The organism is Nocardia puris, from assembly GCF_003315035.1.
Taxonomy (GTDB): domain Bacteria; phylum Actinomycetota; class Actinomycetes; order Mycobacteriales; family Mycobacteriaceae; genus Nocardia; species Nocardia puris.
On record NZ_QNRE01000014.1, the window covers coordinates 1 to 23,481 of the forward strand.

23 protein-coding genes are annotated in these 23,481 nt (G+C 68.9%); 3 read left to right on the forward strand and 20 right to left on the reverse strand.

Annotated elements, in window-relative coordinates; all coding sequences use genetic code 11:
* Window positions 1-333: 333 nt before the first annotated feature.
* The 3 genes from murA to DFR74_RS27210 form a co-directional block, all read right to left on the reverse strand.
* Window positions 334-1,614, reverse strand: coding sequence for a UDP-N-acetylglucosamine 1-carboxyvinyltransferase (gene murA / locus DFR74_RS27200; RefSeq protein ID WP_195125409.1), 1,281 nt, complete (start codon window positions 1,612-1,614; stop codon window positions 334-336).
* Window positions 1,615-1,704: 90 nt separating this feature from the next.
* Window positions 1,705-2,280, reverse strand: coding sequence for a cob(I)yrinic acid a,c-diamide adenosyltransferase (locus DFR74_RS27205; protein WP_067513458.1), 576 nt, complete (start codon window positions 2,278-2,280; stop codon window positions 1,705-1,707).
* A gap of 10 nt (window positions 2,281-2,290) precedes the next feature.
* Window positions 2,291-3,484 carry a PucR family transcriptional regulator gene (locus tag DFR74_RS27210; RefSeq protein WP_067513456.1) on the reverse strand — a complete coding sequence of 398 codons (1,194 nt, stop codon included), beginning with the start codon at window positions 3,482-3,484 and terminating at the stop codon, window positions 2,291-2,293.
* Between the two features lie 133 nt (window positions 3,485-3,617).
* On the opposite strand from DFR74_RS27210, the gene DFR74_RS27215 reads away from it, so the two are divergent.
* Genes DFR74_RS27215 through phaZ form a run of 3 tightly spaced genes read left to right on the forward strand, consistent with a single transcriptional unit; the run spans window position 3,618 to window position 6,585 of the window.
* On the forward strand, window positions 3,618-5,315 hold the full coding sequence (locus DFR74_RS27215; RefSeq protein WP_228790562.1) for a PHA/PHB synthase family protein: 1,698 nt from the start codon (window positions 3,618-3,620) through the stop codon (window positions 5,313-5,315).
* A 14-nt stretch (window positions 5,316-5,329) separates the two neighbouring features.
* Complete coding sequence (locus DFR74_RS27220; RefSeq protein WP_067513454.1) at window positions 5,330-5,782, forward strand: MaoC family dehydratase; 453 nt, start codon at window positions 5,330-5,332, stop codon at window positions 5,780-5,782.
* On the forward strand, window positions 5,779-6,585 hold the full coding sequence (phaZ, locus tag DFR74_RS27225) for a poly(3-hydroxyalkanoate) depolymerase (protein WP_067513452.1): 807 nt from the start codon (window positions 5,779-5,781) through the stop codon (window positions 6,583-6,585). Before DFR74_RS27220 ends, phaZ begins: the two co-directional genes overlap by 4 nt.
* Window positions 6,586-6,588: 3 nt before the next feature.
* On the opposite strand, the gene DFR74_RS27230 is transcribed toward phaZ, so the two are convergent.
* From DFR74_RS27230 to thrB, 17 genes are all read right to left on the reverse strand, one after another.
* Window positions 6,589-7,011: a DUF2550 domain-containing protein gene (locus DFR74_RS27230; protein WP_067513476.1), complete on the reverse strand. Its 423-nt coding sequence runs from the start codon at window positions 7,009-7,011 to the stop codon at window positions 6,589-6,591.
* Window positions 7,012-7,195: 184 nt separating this feature from the next.
* On the reverse strand, window positions 7,196-7,588 hold the full coding sequence (locus DFR74_RS27235) for a F0F1 ATP synthase subunit epsilon (RefSeq protein ID WP_195125411.1): 393 nt from the start codon (window positions 7,586-7,588) through the stop codon (window positions 7,196-7,198).
* A 6-nt stretch (window positions 7,589-7,594) separates the two neighbouring features.
* Window positions 7,595-9,043, reverse strand: a complete 1,449-nt coding sequence (gene atpD, locus DFR74_RS27240; RefSeq protein WP_067513449.1) for a F0F1 ATP synthase subunit beta — start codon at window positions 9,041-9,043, stop codon at window positions 7,595-7,597.
* Window positions 9,044-9,066: 23 nt separating this feature from the next.
* The gene (locus tag DFR74_RS27245; RefSeq protein WP_067513446.1) at window positions 9,067-10,038 is read right to left on the reverse strand and encodes a F0F1 ATP synthase subunit gamma; all 972 of its coding nucleotides are present in this window, start codon (window positions 10,036-10,038) and stop codon (window positions 9,067-9,069) included.
* Window positions 10,039-10,097: 59 nt separating this feature from the next.
* Entirely contained in the window at window positions 10,098-11,735 is a 1,638-nt protein-coding gene (gene atpA / locus DFR74_RS27250) for a F0F1 ATP synthase subunit alpha (RefSeq protein ID WP_067513444.1), read from the reverse strand.
* Between the two features lie 52 nt (window positions 11,736-11,787).
* Entirely contained in the window at window positions 11,788-12,597 is an 810-nt protein-coding gene (locus tag DFR74_RS27255) for a F0F1 ATP synthase subunit delta (RefSeq protein WP_067513443.1), read from the reverse strand.
* 97 nt (window positions 12,598-12,694) lie between these two features.
* On the reverse strand, window positions 12,695-13,252 hold the full coding sequence (locus DFR74_RS27260; protein ID WP_067513441.1) for a F0F1 ATP synthase subunit B: 558 nt from the start codon (window positions 13,250-13,252) through the stop codon (window positions 12,695-12,697).
* 5 nt (window positions 13,253-13,257) lie between these two features.
* A complete protein-coding gene (locus DFR74_RS27265) occupies window positions 13,258-13,503 on the reverse strand; it encodes an ATP synthase F0 subunit C (RefSeq protein WP_067513439.1) in 246 nt (81 codons plus the stop codon).
* A gap of 79 nt (window positions 13,504-13,582) precedes the next feature.
* Window positions 13,583-14,413, reverse strand: coding sequence for a F0F1 ATP synthase subunit A (gene atpB / locus DFR74_RS27270; protein ID WP_113975317.1), 831 nt, complete (start codon window positions 14,411-14,413; stop codon window positions 13,583-13,585).
* Between the two features lie 258 nt (window positions 14,414-14,671).
* Window positions 14,672-15,130, reverse strand: a complete 459-nt coding sequence (locus DFR74_RS27275; protein WP_067513435.1) for a hypothetical protein — start codon at window positions 15,128-15,130, stop codon at window positions 14,672-14,674.
* Between the two features lie 10 nt (window positions 15,131-15,140).
* A complete protein-coding gene (locus DFR74_RS27280; RefSeq protein WP_067513433.1) occupies window positions 15,141-16,316 on the reverse strand; it encodes a glycosyltransferase family 4 protein in 1,176 nt (391 codons plus the stop codon).
* Between the two features lie 16 nt (window positions 16,317-16,332).
* On the reverse strand, window positions 16,333-16,998 hold the full coding sequence (locus DFR74_RS27285; RefSeq protein WP_067513472.1) for an L-threonylcarbamoyladenylate synthase: 666 nt from the start codon (window positions 16,996-16,998) through the stop codon (window positions 16,333-16,335).
* 33 nt (window positions 16,999-17,031) lie between these two features.
* Window positions 17,032-17,904, reverse strand: a complete 873-nt coding sequence (gene prmC / locus DFR74_RS27290) for a peptide chain release factor N(5)-glutamine methyltransferase (protein WP_067513474.1) — start codon at window positions 17,902-17,904, stop codon at window positions 17,032-17,034.
* Window positions 17,905-17,962: 58 nt separating this feature from the next.
* Window positions 17,963-19,033, reverse strand: coding sequence for a peptide chain release factor 1 (gene prfA / locus DFR74_RS27295; protein ID WP_067513431.1), 1,071 nt, complete (start codon window positions 19,031-19,033; stop codon window positions 17,963-17,965).
* Between the two features lie 126 nt (window positions 19,034-19,159).
* Window positions 19,160-19,396 carry a 50S ribosomal protein L31 gene (rpmE, locus tag DFR74_RS27300; protein WP_067513429.1) on the reverse strand — a complete coding sequence of 79 codons (237 nt, stop codon included), beginning with the start codon at window positions 19,394-19,396 and terminating at the stop codon, window positions 19,160-19,162.
* Window positions 19,397-20,235: 839 nt separating this feature from the next.
* On the reverse strand, window positions 20,236-22,224 hold the full coding sequence (gene rho / locus DFR74_RS27305) for a transcription termination factor Rho (protein ID WP_067513428.1): 1,989 nt from the start codon (window positions 22,222-22,224) through the stop codon (window positions 20,236-20,238).
* A 305-nt stretch (window positions 22,225-22,529) separates the two neighbouring features.
* Window positions 22,530-23,471: a homoserine kinase gene (thrB, locus tag DFR74_RS27310; protein WP_067513470.1), complete on the reverse strand. Its 942-nt coding sequence runs from the start codon at window positions 23,469-23,471 to the stop codon at window positions 22,530-22,532.
* Window positions 23,472-23,481: the final 10 nt, after the last annotated feature.

The following is a 23,481-nucleotide window of genomic DNA, read 5'->3' on the forward strand; positions in this document are numbered from 1 at the left end:
GCACTGACATTCATCGACACACTATTGAGTTCTCAAAGAACACACGCACACCCATCCACACCAGAATCACCCGGCACTTCAGAGAGGCAACTTTTTCTCAGCTTAGCCCGACCAACACCCAGAACCAAATCCAGGAACCAACCGAACCAGTGTGATCGCCAGGCGCTCCTCGTCCTACCTCGTTTCCCTGGCTGGCGTTTCCGCTCGGCCCCGGGTCGGTGTCCGTGTCGCTCTGACTTGGATAAAGTTACGTTGCGCTCTGCACGATGTCAAATCGCCTGGTCAGAAAGGGTTTTCGTCGGCAACTAGATCAACACCGCGCCGGGGAGAAGATCAATCCGGGGCGCCGACCCGCTCCACGAGCCCACCGAGTGCCTGGAGCTGCTCGACGAAGTTCGGGTAACCGCGGTCGATGTGGAAGACGTCGTGCACTTCGGTGGTGCCGTCGGCGACCAGGCCGGCCAGCACCAGACCCGCGCCGGCCCGGATGTCGGAGGACCACACCGGCGCCGAGGACAGCCGCGGGATGCCGCGCACCACCGCGTGGTGACCGTCGGTCCTGGCGTCGGCGCCCAGGCGGATCATCTCCTCCACGAAGCGGAACCGCGCCTCGAAGATGTTCTCGGTGATCATCGAGGTGCCGTCGGAGATGGCGGCCAGGCCGATGGCCATCGGCTGCAGGTCGGTCGGGAAACCGGGGAACGGCAGGGTCGAGAAGTTCACCGCGCGCGGGCGTTCGGGCTGCACCACGCGGAAACCGTCCACGTCGAAGGAGATCCGGGCGCCCGCGGAACGCAGTTTGTCCAGCACCAGGGACAGGTGCTTGGGGTTGATGCCGGTGACGCGGACGTCGCCCATGGTCATCGAGGCGGCGATGCCCCAGGTGGCGGCGACGATGCGATCGCCGATCACGCGGTGGTCGGTCGGGCGCAGACGCTCGACGCCCTGGATGGTCAGCACGGAGGTGCCCGCACCGCTGACGCGCGCGCCCATCTGCACGAGCATGTTGCACAGGTCGACGATGTCGGGTTCGCGCGCGGCGTTGTCGATCACCGTCTCCCCCTCGGCCAGCACCGCGGCCATGAGGATGTTCTCGGTCGCGCCGACCGACGGGAAGTCGAGGCGGATGCGGGCGCCGCGCAGTTCGTCGGCGCGGGCCACCACGCAGCCGTGCTCGATCTCGCTGGTGGCGCCCAGCAGGCGCAACCCCTGCTGGTGCATGTCGAGCGGGCGCGATCCGATCGCGTCACCACCCGGCAGCGCGACCACCGCGCGCTTGCACCGCGCCATGAGCGGACCCAGCACGCACACCGACGCGCGGAACTGCGTGACCGCGGGAAAGTCCGCGTGGTACTTGGGCTCCGCGGGCGTGGTGATGGTGACGACGGAGCGGTCGCCCGGCGCGTCGTCGGAGATCACGACCTCGCACCCGAGTCCGCGCAGCACTTCCGCCATCAGCGGAACGTCGAGGATGTCGGGGCAGTTCGTGATCGTGGACGTGCCCTCGGCGAGCAGGGCGGCGGCCATCAGCTTGAGGACGCTGTTCTTCGCGCCTCCCACTGCGACCTCGCCGACGAGCCGATTGCCCCCGGTGACCAGAAACCTTTCGCTCACACCGGCTAGCTTATCCACCGTCGGCGCCATCCCGGTGCGTGTACGCGATCCCGGTGTCCTGGCACACGATCGGCGGCCGGCGCGGCCGGACTATTTCTTGCCGCCACCCGGCCGCCAGAGGATGTCACCGTCGGGATTGGTGTATCGGCTGAGAATGAACAGCAGGTCCGACAGGCGATTGAGGTACTTCGCGGGCAGCGCGCTCGTGTCGTCGGGGTGCGCCGAGACCGCCGCCCAGGCCGAACGTTCCGCGCGCCGGGCCACCGTGCGGGCCGTGTGCAGCAGCGCCGCCAGCGGGGTGCCGCCGGGCAGGATGAACGAATTCAGCGCGGGCAGTTCGGCATTGAACTCGTCACACCAGCCCTCGAGCCGGTCGATGTAGTCCTGGGTGATGCGCAGCGGCGGGTACTTCGGATCCTCGACCACCGGGGTGGACAGGTCCGCACCCGCGTCGAACAGGTCGTTCTGCACCTGGCGCAACACCGCGAGCAGCTGCTCGGCGGGCTGTCCCAGCGCGATGGCCACGCCGATCGCGGCGTTCGCCTCATCACAGTCGGCGTAGGCGACCAGACGCGGATCGGTCTTCGACACGCGCGAGAAATCGCTGAGGCCGGTGGTTCCGTCGTCGCCGGTCCGCGTGTAGATCCGCGTCAGATGCACACTCACCCTGCCGAGCCTAGCCGGGCAGGCGCCGGTGCACCTCCAGCGCGAGGCACAGCTCGGCCACATCGCGCGGACGAGACAGCGATCGGCCGGTGCGCTCCTCGATCCGGCGCAGCCGGTGCCGCACCGTGTTCGGGTGCACGTGGATCCGGGCCGCGGTCTCGGCGGCGGAACCGCCCGCGTCGAGCCAGGCTTCGAAGGTCGCGATCAGGATGTCCCGGTCGTCCTCGGGCAGGGCGTCGAGCGGACCGAGCACCGTCTGCCCGATGCGGTGCATCACCTCGGGCGCGCTCACCGCGGCGACGGCGAGCGGGGAATCGTCGAAGACCTGCACGAATTCGCCCGGCGTTCGCGCTTTGCCGGTGATCGCCAGGCGCGCGAAACGCAGCGCCTCGCCGGTGTCGGCGAGATCGGCGAACGCGGGGCTGAGCCCGACCCGGGCCGACGCCCCGGCGCGCAACACCTCCAGCAGCACGTCGTGGCAGGCGGGTCTGCGCAGGTGGACGATGCCCACTTGCAGGTCGGGCAGCAGCCGCCAGGCGGAACGGATGTCGCGCGCGTCGAGCCGGTTCGCGATCTCCGGCAGGCCGGTGCGGCCGATCGCCGGCACCTCCGCCGCCACCACGACGTACGGGCCCGAGGTGGGCAGGCGCAGCGCGTCGGCGGCGTCCCAGAGATTCTGCGTGTCGGTGATCCGGCCGAACAGGATCGCCTCCACCAGCGCCGACCGCTCAGCCTCCCGACCGAGGATCTGCGAGGTCAGCTGCTGCCGGTACGCACCGGTCATGGCCTGGGTGAAGGTGTCCATCGCGACCATGATCTGGGAGATCGCCGTGAGCACCGACTCGGTGTCGACATCACCGCGGCGGCGAGCCTCGGCCAGCGTGGTCTCCCAGATGAACCGGAACCCCACCCGGTAGGCCGCCATCACCGCGGTCAGCGGTACTCCCGTCACCGCGCGCTTGGTCCCGGTGTCGATCGCGATGGCGACGTCGGGGTCGGTGGCGCCGGACAACGCCTCGAACACGTAGGTCATGTTGTCGACGCAGCTGCGCCGCAATTCCTCGGTGGTGACGATGCCGGGATTCGAGCGGTAGAAGTCGACGTCGCGCCGGATGACCTCCGCCATCGCGGCGCCGAGCTCCTCGACGCGCACGAGCAGGGACTCGGCCAGCCGGACGATGCTCGGATCGGGCGCGCTTCCCATGCCGACACCATAGGCCCGATGTGCCCGCGAACACTCCGGGATGCCCGACGTTGTTCGCGCCACCATCGAATCCGATCTTGTCCCGGATCACGCTGGAAGTGTCCGACGACCAGCCGCACCAGGGAGCATCCGCTTGACGACCGTGACCGAGAACCCCAGGGAAGACGAACTCGCCGCCCCGCTCGACCTCCTGCTGATCAGCTCCACCCGCAGCTTCGCGGGACGGATGCTGCCCGACCGTTCCTGGCTGCGGATGGGCGCCGGACTGGCCAAGCGGTCGGGCACCGTCGCGGGCCGCCTCGGCCTGCTCACCCGCGAACTCGTCGACGTGGCCGCGGGCCGCTCCGAGCGCGCCCCCGCGCGCGCCGACAAACGCTTCGCCGACCCCGCCTGGCAGCACAATCCGTGGATGCGCCGGACCATGCAGGCGTACCTGGCCTCGGTGGACACCGCCGAGCGACTGTTCGCCGACGCGGATCTGGACTGGCACGACCGGGAGAAGCTGCGGTTCGTGCTGGACAACCTCATCGAGGGCCTGGCGCCGAGCAACAGCCCGGTGATCAGTCCGCTCGGATGGAAGGCGCTGATCGATACCGGCGGTCTGTCGGCCGTGCGCGGGCTGAAGGCGTTCGCCCGGGATATGGCGAGCAAACCGCGGGTGCCCGCGATGGTGGAGCCCGACGCGTTCACCGTCGGCGAGACGGTGGCGCTCACCAAGGGCGCGGTGGTGCTGCAGACCCGCATGTTCGAGCTCATCCACTACGCGCCGCAGACGCCGACGGTGCGCCAGATCCCGCTGCTGATGGTGCCGCCGGTGATCAACAAGTACTACATCATGGACATCGCGCCCGGCCGCAGCATGATCGAGTACTTCCTGTCCCAGGGCCAGCAGGTGTTCACCATCTCGTGGCGCAATCCCCAAGCGCGGCACCGCGATTGGGGCCTCGATGCCTACGGCGGCGCGCTCGTCGAGGCGCTCGACGCCGTGCGGGCGATCGCCGGGACGCCGAGCGCGCACCTGCTCGCGACGTGCTCGGGCGGCATTCTCGCGTCGATGGTCGCCGCCCACCTGAGCGCGATCGGCGAGGGCGACAAGATCGCCGGCCTCTCCCTGGGCGTCACCGTGCTCGACCACGACCGCGCCGGGTTCGCCGCCGCGGCGATGAGCGAACGCGCCGCGCAGGCCGCGATCCGGGCCTCGGCGCGACAGGGCTACCTGGACGGACGGGCGATGGCCGAGGTGTTCGCCTGGCTGCGCCCGACCGATCTGGTCTGGCGGTACTGGGTGAACAACTACGTGCAGGGCCGCCCGCCCGCCGCGTTCGACGTGCTGTTCTGGAACGCCGACACCACCCGGTTGGCGGCCGCGCTGCACCGCGACCTGGTGCTCATGGGTCTGCGCAACTCGCTGACCAGGCCGGGCGAGGTGAGCATGCTCGGCACCCCGATCGACCTCGGCGCCGTCACCGCCGACGCGTACGTGGTGGGCGGTGTGGCCGACCACATCTGCCCCTGGCAGGCCACCTTCCGCAGCGCCCAGTTGCTCGGGTCCAAGGATGCCACCTACGTGCTGTCCTCCAGCGGCCACATCGCGTCGCTGGTCAACCCGCCCGGCAATCCGCGCGCGTCCTTCCGCGCCGGGCCGGTCGACGCCGAAGGTCCCGACGAGTGGAAGGCGAGCGTCGAGAAATCCGCCGGTTCGTGGTGGCCGCACTACGCGGCCTGGCTCGGCGAGCGCAGCGGACCCCAGGTCGAGGCGCCGCGGGCGCTGGGCGGCCGCGGATTCGAGCCCCTGGCACCGGCGCCCGGCACCTACGTCCACCAGAAGTGAGAAGGAGACTCCCCATGAGCACACATCTGACCGATCCCGCCGAACTGCTCGACCTGGTGGGCGAGAACCTCGGCACCGGCGACTGGCTCCAGATCACCCAGGGCCAGGTGAACCTGTTCGCCGACGCGACCGGTGATCACCAGTGGATCCACACCGATCCCGAACGGGCCGCCGCCGGACCCTTCGGCGGCACGATCGCGCACGGCTACCTGACGCTCTCGCTCGCGCCCGCCGCGATCTCCGAAGTCCTGACCATCGACAACCTCACCGCCGCGCTGAACTACGGACTGGACAAGGTGCGCTTCCCCGCCCCGGTCCCGGTCGGGTCGAAGCTGCGCACCACGGTCACCGTGCGCGCCGCGCGGCGCAAACCGGCCGGCCTCGAGGCGGTGTTCGGGCTGACCTTCGAGGTGGAGGGCAGCGAGCGGCCTGCGTGCGTCGCCGATGTGGTGGTGCTGTACCGGTGACGCCGACCTACGTCGCCGCGGGCGGGCAGCGGATCCGGGTCGACGTCCGCCCCGGCACGGGGGCGCCGCTGGTGCTCTGCAACGGCATCGGCGCGGCCTACGAAGTGCTGGAACCTTTTGTCACGCAGCTGGATTCGCAGCGGACCGTGGTGCGTTTCGACGTGCCCGGCACCGGCGGATCGCCCACCTCGGCCCTGCCGTACGGATTTCCGTACCTGGCCTGGGTGCTGGGCCGGGTGCTGACGGCGCTGGACATCGGCGTGGTCGACGTGCTCGGGCTCTCCTGGGGCGGCGCGCTGGCCCAGCAGTTCGCGTTCCAGAATCCGCGCCGGTGCCGCAGGCTCGTGCTGGTCGCCACCGGCACCGGGGTGCTGATGGTGCCCGCCCATCCCCGGGTGCTGGCCAGGATGGTGACCCCGCGCCGATTCCGCGACCCGTCCTACGCCGCGTCGATCGCCGCCGATCTGTACGGCGGCACGGTGCGCGAGCGCCCCGGCGAGGTGGCCGCACTCTTCGGCGCGCAACCGCACGCCGGATCGAAGGCGGGCTATCTGCACCAATTGCTGGCCGGATCGGTGTGGACGAGCCTGTTCGCGCTACCCGCGATCCGGCAGCGCACGCTGGTGGTGGCCGGCACGGACGATCCGATCATTCCGATGGTCAATGCCAGGATCATGACCGGGCTGCTCCCCCACGCGACGCTGCACCGCCATCCCGGCGGGCATGTCGACCTGGTGACCAACGCGGGACGGCTCGCACCGGTGATCGAGGCGTTCCTGGACGAATCGGACGGACGACCGTAACCGCTAAAGGCCGGGCATCCGGCGGGTGCGATCGCTCGGGCGCGACTCCACCCAGGAGAGGAAGGCCGCGCGGGCGCCGCGGTCGAGCGCGAGCTCGTAGCTGCCCTCGGCGTCGGAGACCTCGGTGACGATGATTTCGTCGGTCATGATGTCGTATTCGTCGCCGCGCGGGCCGCGCCGGTCACCCACCTCGATGCCGCGCCTGCGGATCGTCGAATCCGGGCCGAGCTTGAGGCTGGTGAGCTTGAAGAAGACGAGCCGGTCCTCGTCGTAGCGGATCAGTCCGTGCCGCCAGCCGTGGCCGCCCTCGGCGGGCAGGACCCGCAACAGCGCGGCGGTGCCGCCGCGGCGGATCATGATCAGGCGGTAGACGGAGACCAACGCCAGTGCGAGCAGCAGTAACACCAGAATGATCAGTACAACCATCCCGGTCTGCAATGCTGTCCCGTCCTTTCGCTGGGCGCCGTGTCGAACGGTGCCGGATACCCAACCGTTGCGACATTCAAACACGAGTCTACAAACGGTCCCGCAACCGGGCCTGAATACCGTTGTCGGCGGCGAAGATACCTTCGCCGCCGACAACGGTGCCTATTCGAGAACCCTTGGGGTCCTAGGCGTTCGCGACCTGCTCGACCGCGCGCACCCGGCCCTGCGCCGCGCGCAGTTCCTCATCGGAGGCCGAACCCTCGGCCAGCACCTTGCGCGCCGCGTCGACGTCGACCTCACCGGCGAACTCCGCGGACTCGGCCAGGATCCGGACCGTGTTCGCGGTCACCGAGAAGAAACCGCCGTGCACGGCCGCGACGATCCGCTCGCCGTCGACGGGCACGATATTGACCGTGCCGCCCTCGACGAGCTGGCCCAGCAGCGGCTCGTGGCCCGGCATGATGCCGATCTGGCCCTCGGTGGTCTGGGCGCTGACAAACGTCGCCTGCCCCGACCACAGCCGCCGCTCGATCGCGACGAGATCTACTGACATGTCTTTAGTGGACTCAGCCGCCATGAGTGACTACTTTCCGGCGATCTTCTTCGCGGCCGCCTCGACATCGTCGAGACCACCGCAGGAGTTGAACGCCTGCTCCGGGAAGTGGTCGAACTCGCCCTTGCAGACCCGGTCGAAGTCGTCGATGGTCTGCTCGAGCGGCACCACCGAACCCGGCTGACCGGTGAACTTCTCGGCCACGATGAAGTTCTGGCCGAGGAACTTCTCCAGGCGACGGGCGCGGCCGACGAGGACCTTGTCCTCTTCGGAGAGCTCGTCCATACCGAGGATGGCGATGATGTCCTGCAGTTCCTTGTACTTCTGCAGGATCCGCTTGACCTCGTTGGCCACCGCGAAGTGCTTCTCGCCGACGATCGAGGCCTCGAGGATTCGAGAGGTCGAGGTCAGCGGGTCGACGGCGGGGTAGATGCCCTTCTGCGAGATCGGGCGGGAGAGCTCGGTCGTCGCGTCCAGGTGGGCGAAGGTGGTCGCCGGCGCCGGGTCGGTGTAGTCGTCGGCGGGGACGTAGATCGCCTGCAGCGAGGTGATCGAGCGACCACGGGTCGAGGTGATGCGCTCCTGCAGCTCACCCATCTCGTCGGCCAGCGTGGGCTGGTAACCGACGGCCGAGGGCATACGGCCCAGCAGGGTCGAGACCTCGGAACCGGCCTGGGTGAAGCGGAAGATGTTGTCGATGAACAGCAGCACGTCCTGGTGCTGCACGTCGCGGAAGTACTCGGCCATGGTCAGGGCCGAGAGGGCGACGCGCATACGGGTGCCCGGCGGCTCGTCCATCTGGCCGAAGACGAGGGCGGTGTCCTGCAGGACGCCCATCTCCTCCATCTCCAGGCGCAGGTCGGTGCCCTCACGGGTGCGCTCGCCGACGCCGGCGAACACCGACGTACCGGAGAACTCCCGCGCGATACGGGTGATCATCTCCTGGATCAGCACGGTCTTGCCGACACCGGCGCCACCGAACAGACCGATCTTGCCGCCCTTCACGTACGGGGTCAGCAGGTCGAGCACCTTCACGCCGGTCTCGAGGATCTCGGTCTTGCCCTCGAGCTGGTCGAAGCTCGGCGGCTTGCGGTGGATGCCCCAGTTCTCGCCGTCGCGGCCCAGGCCGGGGGTGTCCAGGCAGTCGCCGAGGGCGTTGAAGACGTGGCCCTTGACGACGTCACCGACGGGCACCGAGATCGGCTTGCCGGTGTCGGTCACGGTCGCGCCGCGGACCAGGCCGTCGGTCGGCTGCATCGAGATGGTGCGGACGATGTTGTCGCCGAGGTGCTGGGCGACCTCGAGGGTCAGCGTCTTGGCCACCGAGGGCAGCGTGATCTCGGCGTGCAGAGCGTTGAACAGCTCGGGGATGGCACCACGCGGGAACTCGACGTCCACGACGGGGCCGATGACCCGGACGACGCGGCCCGCGGCGGCGCCGGTCCGGCTCGTGTTGTCTTGAGTGACAGCTGCGGTCATTTGGATTGGTTCTCTTCCTGCGCTTAGTCGCGGTCCGAGCTCGACGCCAGCGCGTTCACGCCGCCGACGATTTCGCTGATTTCCTGCGTGATCTGGGCCTGACGCACCGAGTTGGCTTCGCGCTGAAGCACACTCGCCAGTTCGTTGGCGTTGTCGGTGGCGGCCTTCATTGCGGTGCGCCGAGCGGCGGACTCGGATGCCGCTGCCTCGAGCAACGACGCGTAGATACGCGTGTTGACGTACTTCGGCAGAAGTTCCGCCAGCAGCACGTCGGCGTCGGGCTCGAATTCGTACTGCGCCTGCGCCTCGGTGGTGGCCGAGTCGGACATGAAGTCCTCGCCCACCTCGATGCTCTCGTCCACGAAGCTCACCTGGATGGGCGCCAGGCGGCGCACCTCCGGGGTCTGGGTGAGCATGGACACGAACCGCGTGTAGACCACGTGCAGTTCGTCGACACCGTCGATGTCGCCGGTCCCGTTCGGGTGCGGCACCTGCCCGTCGGAGCCCGCCATGAAGGCGGACACCAGGTGGCGGCAGGCGGCCGAGGCGTCGGTGTACTTCGGCTGCTGCGAGAAGCCGGTCCACGCCGACACGAACGGACGGTTGCGGAAGGTGTAGTACGTCAGGCCCTTGTTGCCCATGACGTAGAGCACCGGCTCTTTGCCCTCGCCACGCAGGGTGACCATCAGCTCTTCGGCGCGCTTGAGCACGTTGGAGTTGTAGCCACCGCACATGCCGCTGTCACTGGTGATCACCAGGATGGCGGCCCGGCGCGCGTTCGGGCGCTCGGTCAGCAGGGGGTGCGAAAGGTTCTTCGACGCGCTGGCCAGTTCCCCGAGGACCTTGGTGATCTCCTGGGCGTACGGCTTCGCGGCGGCGACCCTGGCCTGGGCCTTGGAGATACGCGAGGTCGCGATCAGCTCCTGGGCCTTGGTGATCTTCTTGATCGAGTTCACACCACGAATGCGGGAGCGCAGTTCGCGCAAGCTAGCCATTTGTCGTCACTCCCTTCATTCGCTGCGTAGAGATGAGTCGCATCGGTTCCGAACCCGGCTTACTTCTCGAGCTTCTTGCGGGTGACCGACAGGGACTCGACCTCTTCGTGCGCGAGCTCGCCCGCGGCGGCCTCGTTCACCACGCGGGTGCCGTCGGAGGCCAGGAAGCCCTCCTTGAACTTGTCGGTGGCCGCCTTCAGCGCGTCGCCGTTCTCGGCGTCGAGCACCTTGCCGCCTTCGATCGACTTGTAGGCGTCGGCCGCGCTGGTGTGCAGGTCCTCGAGCAGTTCGCGGTTGAACCGGCGGATGTCGGCGACCGGAACCGAGTCGTAGTAGCCCTGGTCGACCAGGTAGATCGAGACGATCTGATCCTCGACCGAGACCGGGGAGTACTGGTCCTGCTTGAGCAGCTCGACCCAGCGGGCGCCGCGCTCGAGCTGGGCCAGCGAGGCGGCGTCCAGGTCGGAGGCGAAGGCGGAGAACGCCTCCAGCTCGCGGTACTGGGCCATCTCCAGACGCAGCGAACCGGCGACCTTCTTCATGCCCTTGGTCTGGGCGGCGCCACCGACGCGGGAGACCGAGGTACCGACGTTGATCGCCGGGCGGACACCCTTGTTGAACAGGTCGGACTCGAGGAAGACCTGGCCGTCGGTGATGGAGATGACGTTGGTCGGGATGAACGCCGAGACGTCGTTGGCCTTGGTCTCGATGATCGGCAGACCGGTCATCGAGCCCGCGCCCATCTCGTCGGACAGCTTCGCGCAGCGCTCCAGCAGACGCGAGTGCAGGTAGAAGACGTCACCCGGGTACGCCTCGCGGCCCGGCGGGCGGCGCAGCAGCAGCGAGATGGCGCGGTAGGCCTCGGCCTGCTTGGTCAGGTCGTCGAACACGATCAGGACATGCTTGCCCTGGTACATCCAGTGCTGGCCGATGGCCGAACCGGTGTAGGGGGCCAGCCACTTGAAGCCGGCGGAGTCGGAGGCCGGGGCCGCGACGATGGTGGTGTACTCCAGCGCGCCGTGCTCCTCCAGCGCGGCCTTCACGCCCGCGATGGTGGAACCCTTCTGGCCGATGGCGACGTAGATGCAGCGGACCTGCTTGCTCGGATCGCCGGTCTCCCAGTTGGCCTTCTGGTTCAGGATGGCGTCGATCGCGACGGCGGTCTTGCCGGTCTTGCGGTCGCCGATGATCAGCTGGCGCTGGCCGCGGCCGATGGCGGTCAGGGCGTCGATGGCGGTGATGCCGGTGGCCAGCGGCTCCTCGACCGGCTGGCGCTCCAGCACGGTCGCGGCCTGCAGCTCGAGCACGCGGCGCTCGTCGGCCTCGATCTCGCCCAGGCCGTCGATCGGCTGGCCGAGCGGGTTGACGACGCGGCCGAGGAACTTGTCGCCGACCGGCACCGAGAGCACGTCACCGGTGCGGCGGACCTGCTGGCCCTCTTCGATCTCGGCGAACTCGCCGAGGATGACCGCACCGATCTCGCGGTCCTCGAGGTTCAGCGCCACGCCGAGCACGCCGCCGGGGAACTCCAGCAGTTCGTTGGCCATCGCCGAGGGCAGGCCGCTGACGTGCGCGATGCCGTCGGAGGTGTCGGTGACCACACCGACTTCCTCGATGGAGGTCTGGGGGGTGTAGCTCTGGGTGTAGCTCTCGATCGCGCTACGGATCTCGTCGGAGGAGATCGTCAGCTCCGCCATGTTCTGTCCTGCTCTCGCTGTCTGGTCTGGAATGTCGGGGGGTGGCGCTGGATTACGCCAGTTCGCGGCGCAGCCGCTCCAGTCGGCCGGTGGCGCTGCCGTCGATGACGTCGTCACCGACGCGCACGACGAGCCCGCTCAACAGGCTCGGGTCGACCTGCACGTGCACCGTGACCGGCTTGCCGTAGATCCGCCGCAGGGAGGCGGCCAGCCGCTCCCGCTGCTGCGGCGCCAGGTCGATCGCGGCGCGGACATGCGCGACGATCTGCTCACGCCGGGCCGCCGCCAAGTCGGACAACTCGTCGATGGCCACGCCGAGGGAACCGCGCTGCCTGGTCACCACCTGTTCGGCGAGGGTCACCGTGATGGGCTCGGCCTTGCCCGACAGCAGCCGCGCGATCAGCTCGCGCTTGCCCTCGGCGGGCTTGCCGCGGTCGGAGAGGGCCTGCTCCAGCTCCGGGTTGTCGGCGATGATCCGGCCGAGCCGGAACAGCTCGTCCTCGACGGCGTCGAGACGGCCACGCTCGGACGCCGACTCCAGCAGGGCTTCCTGCCCGAGCAGCACCAGGGTGTCCACCAGGTCGGAGGTGCGGGACCAGTCCTGCGCCACCGCGGTGGTCAGCACCGCCTGCGTGGCGGCGCTGACCTTGGCACCGAAGACCCGCTCGCTCAGCTCGGCGCGCACCGAGCCGGGCACCGACACGTCCGCGAGCGCAACACGCAGCGAACGCTGGTCGTCCAGCACGGCGACAACGGCGAACAGTTCCGAGCCCGTCGTGGCGGCAACACTGTCGCTTCCGGTCAGAGCGGCCCGAAGCGCCTCCCGGGACCGGGAGCTGGCCTCGCGGCTCGCTGCGTACATGCTTCTCACTTTCGCTGTGTCCAATCTTGCCTGGACGGGACGGCCCGCGCGGTTGCGCTCCGCTTCCGCGTCCGGCCGTCGACCCGCTGCGGCATGGTTACCTTCCGACCCCGATGCCGGCGTCGGACTCGTCGAGCTCGGTCAGGAACCGTTCGATCGAGGCCGCCTGCTTGGCTTCGTCCGACACCGACTGACCGATGATCTTCTCGGCCAGATCGACGGCCGTACGGCCGACCTCGGAGCGCAGTTCGGTGAGGATCTGCTGGCGCTGGGCCTCCAGCTGGGCGTGGCCCGCGGCGACGATGCGGTCACTCTCGGCCTGCGCCTCCGTGCGCAGCTGCGCGAGGATCTGCTGGCCCTGGGTGCGCGCTTCCTCGCGGATGCGCGCCGCCTCGAGGCGGGCGTCGGCCAGCTGCTGCTGGTACTGCTGCAGCGTCTGCTGGGCCTCTTCCTGAGCCTGCTCGGCGCGGGCGATGCCGCCTTCGATCTTGTCGGAGCGCTCGTCGAGCACCTTGGTCAGCCGCGGCACCACGTACTTGTAGAACAAGAACCCGATGATCGCGATGCAGACTATCGACCAGACGATGTCGTAGGTCGCGGGGAGGAGAGGATTCACATCCTCTCCCTCCGCTGCGAGTACTGAGTACTGGTACATCGGAATCAGAAGATGAAGCCGGCGACGAGGCCGATCAGGGCCAGGGCCTCGGTGAACGCGATACCGAGGAACATGTTGGTGCGGATGGTGCCCTGCAGCTCGGGCTGGCGGGCGATACCCTCGATCGCCTTACCGACGACGATGCCGACGCCGATGCCCGGGCCGATGGCGGCCAGGCCGTAGCCGACGGCGCCCAGGCCGCTCAGCGTCGACTCGGTGGCAGCTTCCTGGGCCAGGTACGAGAGGCTCATGAGTCTTGTTTCCCTTTCTTTTGCTCACCCGCCGGTCGGCGAGGTGTAGCAGGTCTCCGGTTTGGGTCGTACGGTCGGGTCAGTGGGAGTCGGCGTGCTCGGCCAGGCCGATGTACACCGCGGTCAACAGCGCGAACACGTAGGCCTGCAGGAAGATGACCAGCATCTCGAACAGGGTGAACGCGAGTCCGGCGAGCAGCGAGAACGGCGAGAACACCTTCATCCACGCGGTGGCGTCGAACAGGAAGTACCAGGTCGCGCTGAAGAACAGCACCAGCATGATGTGGCCGGCCAGCATGTTCGCCATGAGTCGGACGGTCAGCGTGAACGGGCGCAGGATGAAGGTGGAGACGAACTCGATCGGGATGAGCAGCACGTGCAGCGCGGGCGGCACGTTCGGGACGACGATGCTGCTGCGCATGTAGGTGAAGAAGCCGTACTTCCTGATGCCCACGTAGTTGAACGTGATGTACGCGATGGCCGCCAGCACGATCGGCATGCCGATCCGCGCGTTGGACGAGATGTTCAAGCCCGGGATGATGCCGGAGAAGTTCAGGAAGAGAACCGTGAAGAAGATCGTCGCGATGAGCGGGAAGAACTTACGGCCGGTCTCCTTGCCGAGCACTTCTTCCGCGATCTGTTCCTTGACGAACACCAAGCCGATTTCGGCGACGTTCTGGATACCGCGCGGAACGAGGCGGGGGCTGCGGAAGGCCACCAGCATGAAGATGACCAGCACCGCGGTCATCAGCAGCCGGACCAGCATCAAACGATCGAGTTCGAACGGCGTTCCCTCGAACAGCAGAGCTGGAGGGAAGAAGTCGGTTAGCGACGGCGCGTGGAACTCACCCGCCGCCAAAGTGGTGACGCTCAGCGTTCTCTCCCGTGTTCGGGCCGCGGGTACGGTCATTCCCGCGGTTCGATCGGACATTGACGATCAATTTGGGTCGACTCGGGTCGGCTCGAAGTTCGTCAGCAGCTGCGCGGCATCCCGCTCGGGCGTCTGTACGTGTGTCGGCGACATTCGTCGACATGCAGAACCGGAACCCTCGGGCCCGGCACGGCAGTTAGCATAGCGGTACTCGGCAGGATCGTGGTGATCCCCCCTTTGGTCGCTTGCTTACCAACACTTTACCAAGCTATCTACGACGCTGTGTAGGGGGGTGAGTCAGTCGAGCGTTTCGTCGGGGGTGGAGTCGCCCGCAGTCGTCGAGACATACGGAACCTTCTGTCGCAGAACGCCATACGTCTCCGCGCCGAGCACGATGATCAGCGCGCCCACCACCGTGAGGAACAGGGTGACCCGGTCGTAGAAGTCGAACCGGTTCAGAATCGCCACCGAGATCAGCACCAGCAGCACCTTCAGAACCCAGCTGACCAGCATGACCAGGCCCGCGGTGCTCGGCGGCAGCTTCGCGCCGTAGAGGATCACCGCGGCGGTGGTGAGGATGAAGACGCCGCCGATCGCGGCGCCGAGCAGCGCGCCCCACAGACCGGGCAGGCCGGCCGCCAGCGAGCCGAGCGCCGTGCTGAGCACCACCAGAATGGCGAGTCCGATCAACCCGTAGCGCAGTGCCGCCTTGAGCGGCGCGTCGGGACCGGGGATCGGATTCGGGGTGAAACTCACGGTAGCGACTTTACCTACCGGTCTCGCCGGCCTCCCGGCGCTCCCCCGGGCGCAGGCCCGGAATGGCGGTGACCACGAGCGCGAACACCAGCCCCGCCGCCACCAGCAGCACCACCAGCCTGCGGTCCATCAGCGAGGTGCCGACCGCGCCGAACGCGAGCACACCCACCCACAAATAGATGAGCAGCACCACCCGCCGGTGCGAATGACCGATCTGCAGCAGGCGGTGGTGCAGATGCATTTTGTCCGGGGTCGAGAAACTCACGCCCGCGCGCACCCGCCGCAGGATCGCCAGCAGCAGATCCAGCACCGGAATGAACATCACGGCGCCGACCAGCAGGATCGGCGAGAGCAGACCCACGATGTCGCGCGGGCCGTATCCCTGGAGCGGAATACGACCGGAGGCGCCCGTGGAAATCGAGGCGAGCATGAGGCCGATCAGCATCGATCCGGAATCGCCCATGAATATCCGCGCGGGCTGGAAATTGTGCGGCAGGAATCCGGCGCAGGCGCCCGCCAGCGCGGCGGCTAGCAGCGCGGGCGGATAGGTGCCCACGTCGCCGCCCTGTTCGTAGAGCAAACCGACGGAGAACACGAAAACCGCGGCGGCGCAGATCAGTCCGAGCCCGGCCGCCAGACCGTCCAGGCCGTCGACGAAATTCATGGCGTTGATCAGCGTGACCGCCACGGCCACGGTGACCAGGCCGCCCTGCAACGCGTCCAGCACCACGGTCGAGTTGTTGAACGGGTTGTAGATGACGTACCAGCTCAGGCCCATCACGGCCATCACGCCCGCGGCCGTGACCTGCCCGGCGAATTTGGTGAGCGCGTCCAGGCCCCAGCGGTCGTCCACGATGCCGACCAGCACGATGATGGTGGCCGCGACCAGCACGGCGGGGATGTCGGGGGCGTAGTCGAAACCCCGGCGCAGGGCGGGCAGCTGGTGCGCGAACAGCACGGCGGCGACCACGCCGATGTACATGCCCACGCCGCCCATGCGCGGGATCGGGGCCACGTGCACATCGCGTTCGCGGGGCACCGCGACCGCGCCGAAGGCGATGGCGAGCAGACGGATACCGCCGGTCGCCAGGAAGGTCACCGTCGCCGAGACCAGCAGCACGAGCAGCAACTCGCGCAGCGGGACCACCGAACCCGACCCGAAGACCGGCGCAAACGCCAGATTCATGCGACCTTTCTCCCGCTCACCGCGCGGGCACGTCGGTCAGCTCACCCGGCGACATGCCGAGCACCTCGGCGATCTCGGTGACCGGCACCGCGCCCTCGCGCAGCACCCGCGGGCGATCCGCGGTCAGGTCGACGATGGTGGAGGCGACGGCGTGCGTGGCCGGGCCGCCGTCCAGATACACGCCCACCAGGCTGCCCAGCTGCTCGCGGGCCTCGGCGGCGGTCTTCGCGGGCGGCTGCCCCGACACGTTGGCGCTCGACACCGCCAGCGGGCCCACCTCGCGCAGCAGGTCCAGCGCGACGGGGTGCAGCGGCATCCGCAGCATCACCGTGCCGCGCGTGTCGCCCAGATCCCACGCCAGCGAAGGCGCTTGCTGCACAACGAGACTCAGCCCGCCCGGCCAGAACGCGCGGATCAGCTCGCGCGCCTGCGGACGCACCGAGAACACCAGCCCGTCGATGGTGTGCCACGACCCGACCAGCACGGGCACGGGCATATCCCGGCCGCGCCGTTTGGCCGCCAGCAGATCGCTCACGGCACTGGAATCGAACGCGTCGGCCGCCAGCCCGTACAGCGTATCGGTGGGCATCACCACCAGTCGCCCGGACTTCAGGGCGCTGGTCGCCGCCGACATCCCGGCGGCGCGCGAGTCGGGGTCCGCGCAGTCGTAGACGGTACTCACGCGCCCCATCCTGGCACGAGGGTCGGCCTCAGGTCACAAGTGGGTCGAGCTGACGAAGCGGGGCTTTCCCGCGAAGTCCGGGTGTTCGACCACATCCGTAAACCCCCCATGCTCTCTGAGCAGGGCCGCCAGGGCCGACCCGTTCGAATCGTCGTGCTCGATCCCCGTCACCCCGCCCGACCGCAGGAGGCGGGCGATGTTCGGGATCATCCCCCGCACGACGTCCAGCCCGTCCGGCCCGCCGAACAAGGCCAGGTGCGGATCATGGTGCGCCACTTCGGGTTCCAGGATCGCGTCGGACGGGATGTAGGGCGGGTTGGCGAGCAGGACGTCGACGGTGCCGTCCAGTTCGGTGAGCAGATGCGGGTCGGTGACGTCGTCGGCGTGCAGGGTGATGGGGGTGTCGCCGGCGGCGATGCGGGCGTCGGCGTTGCGGCGGGCCCAGCTCAGCGCGGCGGGGTCGAGTTCGACGGCGTGCACGCGCGCGTCGGGCCTGGCGTGCGCGACGGCGAGCGCGAGCGCGCCCGACCCGGTGCAGAAGTCGACGACGACGGGTTCGTGATCGTGCGGCAGCGTCTCCAGGTGCGCCAGGGCCCACGCGAACAGCAGTTCCGTCTCGGGGCGCGGCACGAAGACCCCCGGCCCCACCTCGAGGTCGATCTCCCCCATCGCGGCCAGCCCGGTGAGGTGCTGCAGCGGCACCCGCTCGGCACGCCTGCCGACCAGCGCGCGGTACTCGGCCACGAAATCGGCCTCGACCAGCGGATGCATGGCCAGGCGGGTGCGTTCGACGCCGAGCAGGTGGGCGGCCAGCTGCTCGGCGTCGGACCGGGGGCTGTGCACGCCCGCCGCGGTCAGGATCCGCACGGCGTCGTTGATCTCGGGGCGCAGCGGGGCACGGTTCACGTCCTCACTGTGCCCGAGATCGGGCCGGGTCACGGCGCGATTCTCCGGAATGCGCGCGTCACTCGGCCGCCATGCGTGCCTCGCGGTCGGCCTTGCCGAGCGCGTCGAGCAGCGCGTCCATGTCACCGTCCAGCACCGCGTCCAGGTTGTGCGCCTTGAAGCCGATGCGGTGATCGGCGATGCGGTTCTCCGGGAAGTTGTAGGTGCGGATGCGTTCGGAGCGGTCCACCGTGCGAATCTGGCTGGCGCGCCCTGCGGCGGCCTCCTGCTCGGCCTGTTCCTCGGCCAGCGCCTGCAACCGGGCCGCGAGCACCTGCATGGCGCGGGCCTTGTTCTGCAGCTGGGAGCGCTCGTTCTGGCAGGTCACGACGATGCCGGAGGGCAGGTGTGTGATGCGCACCGCGGAGTCGGTGGTGTTGACGCCCTGTCCGCCCTTGCCCGAGGAGCGGTAGACGTCGATGCGCAGGTCGGATTCGTCGATCTGCACCTCGGCGACCTCGTCGGGCTCCGGGTAGATGAGCACGCCCGCGGCGGAGGTGTGGATGCGGCCCTGCGATTCGGTGACCGGCACCCGCTGTACGCGGTGCACGCCGCCCTCGAACTTGAAGCGCGACCACACGCCGTCGCGGCCGGGCTCACGGCTCTTGATGGAGAGCGTGGCCTCCTTGTATCCGCCCAGGTCGGAGAAGGTGGCGTCGAGGATCTCGACCTTCCAGCCGTGCCGTTCGGCGTAGCGCACGTACATGCGGGCCAGGTCGGCGGCGAACAGCGCGGACTCCTCGCCGCCTTCGCCGGATTTCACCTCGAGCACCACGTCGTCGGCGTCGTGCGGGTCGCGGGGGGCGAGCAGATCGGCCAGGGTGGCCTCGAGCTCGTCGACCTGCTGTTCCAGGCCGGGGATCTCGGCGGCGAAGGCGGCGTCGTCGGCCGCGAGTTCGCGCGCGGCGGCCAGGTCGTCGCGCGCCGTCTCCAGCTTGCGGTAGGTGGCCATGATCGGGGCCAGCTCGGCGAAGCGCTTGCCCACGCGGCGGGCGGCGCCCGGATCGTTGTGCAGCGCCGGATCGGCCAGCTGCGTTTCGAGTCCCGCGTGCTCGGCCAGGATGTCGTCGATCGCGGACGGCTGCGTCATGGTGGTGCTTCCCTCTCTGATGCCCGGCGTTGCGGGTTCGGCGTCGCTGATCAGCGGTCCGCGACGGGACCGGCGAACGCACCGACGCCCGGCCTGCGGATGCAGAACCGGGCGTCGGCGAGGAAGCTACTTGGCGTCGGCGTCGGCCTTCTTGGCGGCACGCTTGCCGTAGCGGGCCTCGAAGCGCGCCACGCGGCCACCGGTGTCCAGGATCTTCTGCTTGCCGGTGTAGAACGGGTGGCACTGCGAGCAGACCTCGACGGTGATGTGACCCGACTCCTTGGTGCTGCGGGTCTGGAACGTGTTGCCGCAACCGCAGACGACCGTGGTGTCGACATACGTCGGGTGAATTCCTGCCTTCATGGGTGTCCTCTCGATAGTGGTCGCCGGGTCGCCACACGGGCGTGAACCGGAACCGACTTAGGCGGGATTGTCTGCATCGGGCGCAGACGCACAGCGGTTCAGTATGCCAGAACCCCTGACACCCAGCCAAAACACCCTAGCGCGTGCATTTGTTCCACAGGCTCACCCTCGATCCGAGCGCACCATCCGCACCCTCCCGACCACCGCGGGGAGGGAGCCCGACGACCGACCGTTCGCGCGCGCCGGCGCGCCAAAAACACAGCCGCGTAAACCCGGCCCTCGGGCTCGCTCCCAACCTTGTTCCTAGGACGCCCCTGAGGGTGGGGGATGTCGTGCCAATAACACTGCCGTCTACCCCTAAGACGAGTAGCCGACTACTCATGAATACGAACATAACCGTTCATATGGTTGCTGTACGTCGAGGACTCGGGGCATCGGCGTCGTCGGGAGGCCGCGGGCCTCCGCTCCCCGTTTCACCTCCGGTGTGCCCAGTGCCGTGTGCGCCCGGCGCGAGTGCGATCGCGCCGACGACATGAGACAGAGAGGAGAAACCCATGCACAACAGGGTCGCCCTCGCGGTCTTCGCCTTGCTGATACTGGCCGTGACGGCGGGCTGGTTCACCGCGCCCGAGTCCGCGCCCGCGGACTACCCGGCCTACGCGGTGGTCACCGAGGACACGAGCGCCGGGGCATCCGGCGCCGAATCGACCGGCCTGACGGGGTTGATCGGCTGCATGGTGCTCGGCGCGGCCGCGATCGGTCTCGTCTTCTTCCGCCCGTACACGCCGAAGGGGCCTCGCCGTGGCGGAGCCCCTTCGGACGTGCGACATGTCGCGGTGCTACTCGTCGAGCGCGCCCGGCGCGGTCTTGCTGACCGACATCAGGAACTCGAGGTTGTTCTTGGACTTCTTCAGACGGTCGATCAGCAGATCGATCGCCTGGTGCGAGTCCAGGCCAGACAGTACGCGGCGCAGCTTGTGCAGTACGGCCGCCTCGTCCGGGCTCAGCAGTAGCTCGTCCTTGCGGGTACCGGACGGGTTGACGTCCACCGCGGGGAACACGCGCCGCTCGGCGATCTTGCGGTCCAGCTTGAGCTCGGCGTTGCCGGTGCCCTTGAACTCCTCGAAGATCACCGTGTCACCGGTGGAGCCGGTCTCCACCATCGCGGTGGCGATGATGGTGAGCGAGCCGCCGTTCTCGATATTGCGCGCCGCGCCGAGGAACCGCTTGGGCGGGTACAGCGCGGTCGAGTCGACACCACCGGAGAGGATGCGGCCCGACGCCGGCGAGGAGTTGTTGTACGCGCGGCCCAGCCGGGTGATCGAGTCCAGCAGCACCACAACGTCTTTGCCCATTTCCACCAGGCGCTTGGCGCGCTCGATGGCCAGCTCGGCGACCGAGGTGTGATCGCTCGGCGGACGGTCGAAGGTGGAGGCGATGACCTCACCCTTCACCGACCGCTGCATATCGGTGACCTCTTCGGGACGCTCGTCGACCAGCACCACCATGAGGTAGCACTCGGGGTTGTTGGTCGCGATCGCGTTCGCGATGTCCTGCAGGATCGTGGTCTTGCCGGCCTTGGGCGGCGACACGATCAGGGCGCGCTGGCCCTTGCCGATCGGCATGATCAGGTCGATCACGCGGGTGGTGAGCTTGTTCGGCTGGGTCTCGAGCCGCAGGCGCTGGTTCGGGTACAGCGGGGTGAGCTTGCCGAACTCGGGGCGCCGCTTGGCCGCTTCGACGTCGCCGCCGTTGACGGTGTCCAGCCGCACCAGTGGATCGAACTTCTGGCGCTGGTTGGACTGCTCGCCGTCGCGCGGGGCGCGCACGGCGCCGGTGATGGCGTCACCGCGGCGCAGGCCGTTCTTGCGGACCAGGTTCATCGACACGTACACGTCGTTCGGCCCGGCCAGGTAACCCGAGGTGCGGACGAACGCGTAGTTGTCCAGCACGTCGAGGATGCCGGCGACCGGCTGCAGAACGTCGTCCTCGCGGATCTCGAGCTCGCGGGCCTCACCGCCGCCGCCCTCGCGGTCGCGCCCACGACGGCGCTCCCGGAACCGGCGACCGCGACGGCCGCGGCCGCTCTCTTCGTCGTCGCCGCCCTGGTTGCGATCGCCCTGGTTGCGCTCACCCTGATTGCGCTGCTGCTCACCGTTGCGGTTGCGGTCGCCCTGGTTGCGCTCGCCGCGCTCGCCCTGGTTGCGCTCGCCCTGGTTGCGGCGGCGCTCACCGGACTCGGCGTCGGACTTCTGCTCCTCGGTGCGGGCGTCGGCGTTGTCGCCACCGCCGGAACGCGCCTGGTCACGGCCGCGACGCTGGCGACCCCGGCCACGCTGACCGCCCTCGCGGCCGGACTCTTCGGTGGTCTCGGCGGGCGCGGCGTTCTCGGACTTCGCGGGCTCCGCCTCGGCGGGGGCCTTGGTCTCGGGCGCGGGCGCGGCGGCCTTCTCGGCGGGCGCGGCTTCCTTCGCCTTGGACTCCTCGGCCGGGGCGGACTTCGCCTCCGCAGCGGGGGTCACATCGAGAGCCGCCTGCTCGGCCTTCGCCTCCGCGCGGGCGGGCTTGTCCGCCTTCGCGGGCTTCCCCGCCTGATTCTCCTTGATGGCGGCGATGAGATCGCCCTTGCGCATACCGGAGGTGCCTCGGATACCGAGTTCCCCCGCGAGCGCGCGCAACTGCGGCAACAACATTCCAGTCAGCCCCGATCGTGCGACGTCGGTTTTTTCGCTCATCTTCGAAATCTGTCCGGATTCACTTTCGCGGCCGCCCGAGGAACTTGGGTTGGTATCCACCCCGGGTGTCGCGAGCAGGTCCGTATCTGTCACGGAAATCCTTTCCTTCCCTCGACCGCCGTGTGCTGTTTCGAGGGTTCGTCCGCAGTCCGGGCACGGTGCCGGACTCGGTATGCCGTATCGCCTGCCCGCCGGACCGGAGGCTTCGCCACCGGTTGTGAAAGGTGGGAGAGATCATTCCAGTTGCGCGGCTACGCAGTACCCCCATGGCCTGGAGGCTCGAGCCTGGAGCCTGCTGGAGCGATTGCCCTGATGAAGCACCGGCGTCTGATGCGCACGATGTACGGACTTGCCCAGGATAGCTGGCGACCGCGAGGCTCGGCAAGGCGGACTCGCCGTCAGCCGGCCAGCACGCCCTCGGCGAGTCCCGGCTCCACCACGCGCAGCCCGTCGGCGGCCGCGAGTTCGCGGAGCTCGGCGGGGAATTCGCCGGTCCCGAGCGCCAGCACGGTGGGTCCGGCGCCCGACACCGTCGCCGCGATGCCCGCCTCGCGCAGCCGCTCGATCCACCGGGTGGTGAGCGGTAGCGCGGGGGCACGCTGGGTCTGGTGCAGCCGGTCCGCGGTGGCGGGCAGCAGCAGGTCGGGGCGCTCGGTGAGCGCGACGACGGCCAGCGCCGCGCGGCTCACGTTGAACGCCGCGTCCCCGTGCGGCACCGTCTCGGGCAGCAGGCCGCGGGTGTGCGCGGTGGACGAGCGCACCTGCGGGATCAGCACCACCGGACGCAGCGACGGATGCGGCGTGAGCCGCACGGCGCGGTAGGACCGGCCGTGGTCGGCCACGTCGGCGCCCGCCGCGGTCTCGGTCCAGGAGACCACGATGCCGCCGAGCACGCTGGCCGCGGCGTTGTCGGGGTGACCCTCGAATTCCGAAGCGAGCTGGACGAGTTCGTCCGCATCCCCACCCAGCGCGGGGTCGAGCTTCGCCGCCAGAGCACGCCCGGCGGCCAGGCCGCCGACCACCGCCGACGCCGACGATCCCAGCCCTCGCGAATGCGGAATCGCGTTGCGGCACACCACATCGAGGCCGTCGGCCCACACGCCCGCGGACTCCAGCCCGCGTTCGATGGCCCGCACCACGAGATGCGAAGGGCCCCATGGCACGTCGTCGGCGCCCTCACCCTCGACGCGAATGGTGAGCCCGGAATCGGTGGTGCGCACCTCGATCTCGTCGTAGATGCCCAAAGCCATTCCGAGCGTGTCGAATCCGGGTCCCAGGTTGGCGCTGGACGCGGGCACCCGCGCGGTCACGGTGAGCCCCGCGGGCAGCGTCCTGGTCATCACCTGGCTC

Excerpts from the sequence above, each read along its gene's own strand:
- DFR74_RS27210 (WP_067513456.1), bottom strand. The coding sequence starts at position 3,484 with ATGGGAAGCGCGCCCGATCCGAGCATCGTCCGGCTGGCCGAGTCCCTG.
- DFR74_RS27220 (WP_067513454.1), top strand. The coding sequence starts at position 5,330 with ATGAGCACACATCTGACCGATCCCGCCGAACTGCTCGACCTGGTGGGC.
- DFR74_RS27230 (WP_067513476.1), bottom strand. The coding sequence starts at position 7,011 with ATGGTTGTACTGATCATTCTGGTGTTACTGCTGCTCGCACTGGCGTTG.
- DFR74_RS27235 (WP_195125411.1), bottom strand. The coding sequence starts at position 7,588 with ATGGCGGCTGAGTCCACTAAAGACATGTCAGTAGATCTCGTCGCGATC.
- atpD (WP_067513449.1), bottom strand. The coding sequence starts at position 9,043 with ATGACCGCAGCTGTCACTCAAGACAACACGAGCCGGACCGGCGCCGCC.
- DFR74_RS27245 (WP_067513446.1), bottom strand. The coding sequence starts at position 10,038 with ATGGCTAGCTTGCGCGAACTGCGCTCCCGCATTCGTGGTGTGAACTCG.
- atpA (WP_067513444.1), bottom strand. The coding sequence starts at position 11,735 with ATGGCGGAGCTGACGATCTCCTCCGACGAGATCCGTAGCGCGATCGAG.
- DFR74_RS27255 (WP_067513443.1), bottom strand. The coding sequence starts at position 12,597 with ATGTACGCAGCGAGCCGCGAGGCCAGCTCCCGGTCCCGGGAGGCGCTT.
- DFR74_RS27260 (WP_067513441.1), bottom strand. The coding sequence starts at position 13,252 with ATGTACCAGTACTCAGTACTCGCAGCGGAGGGAGAGGATGTGAATCCT.
- DFR74_RS27265 (WP_067513439.1), bottom strand. The coding sequence starts at position 13,503 with ATGAGCCTCTCGTACCTGGCCCAGGAAGCTGCCACCGAGTCGACGCTG.
- atpB (WP_113975317.1), bottom strand. The coding sequence starts at position 14,413 with ATGACCGTACCCGCGGCCCGAACACGGGAGAGAACGCTGAGCGTCACC.
- DFR74_RS27280 (WP_067513433.1), bottom strand. The coding sequence starts at position 16,316 with ATGAATCTGGCGTTTGCGCCGGTCTTCGGGTCGGGTTCGGTGGTCCCG.
- prfA (WP_067513431.1), bottom strand. The coding sequence starts at position 19,033 with ATGACGCAGCCGTCCGCGATCGACGACATCCTGGCCGAGCACGCGGGA.
- rpmE (WP_067513429.1), bottom strand. The coding sequence starts at position 19,396 with ATGAAGGCAGGAATTCACCCGACGTATGTCGACACCACGGTCGTCTGC.
- thrB (WP_067513470.1), bottom strand. The coding sequence starts at position 23,471 with ATGACCAGGACGCTGCCCGCGGGGCTCACCGTGACCGCGCGGGTGCCC.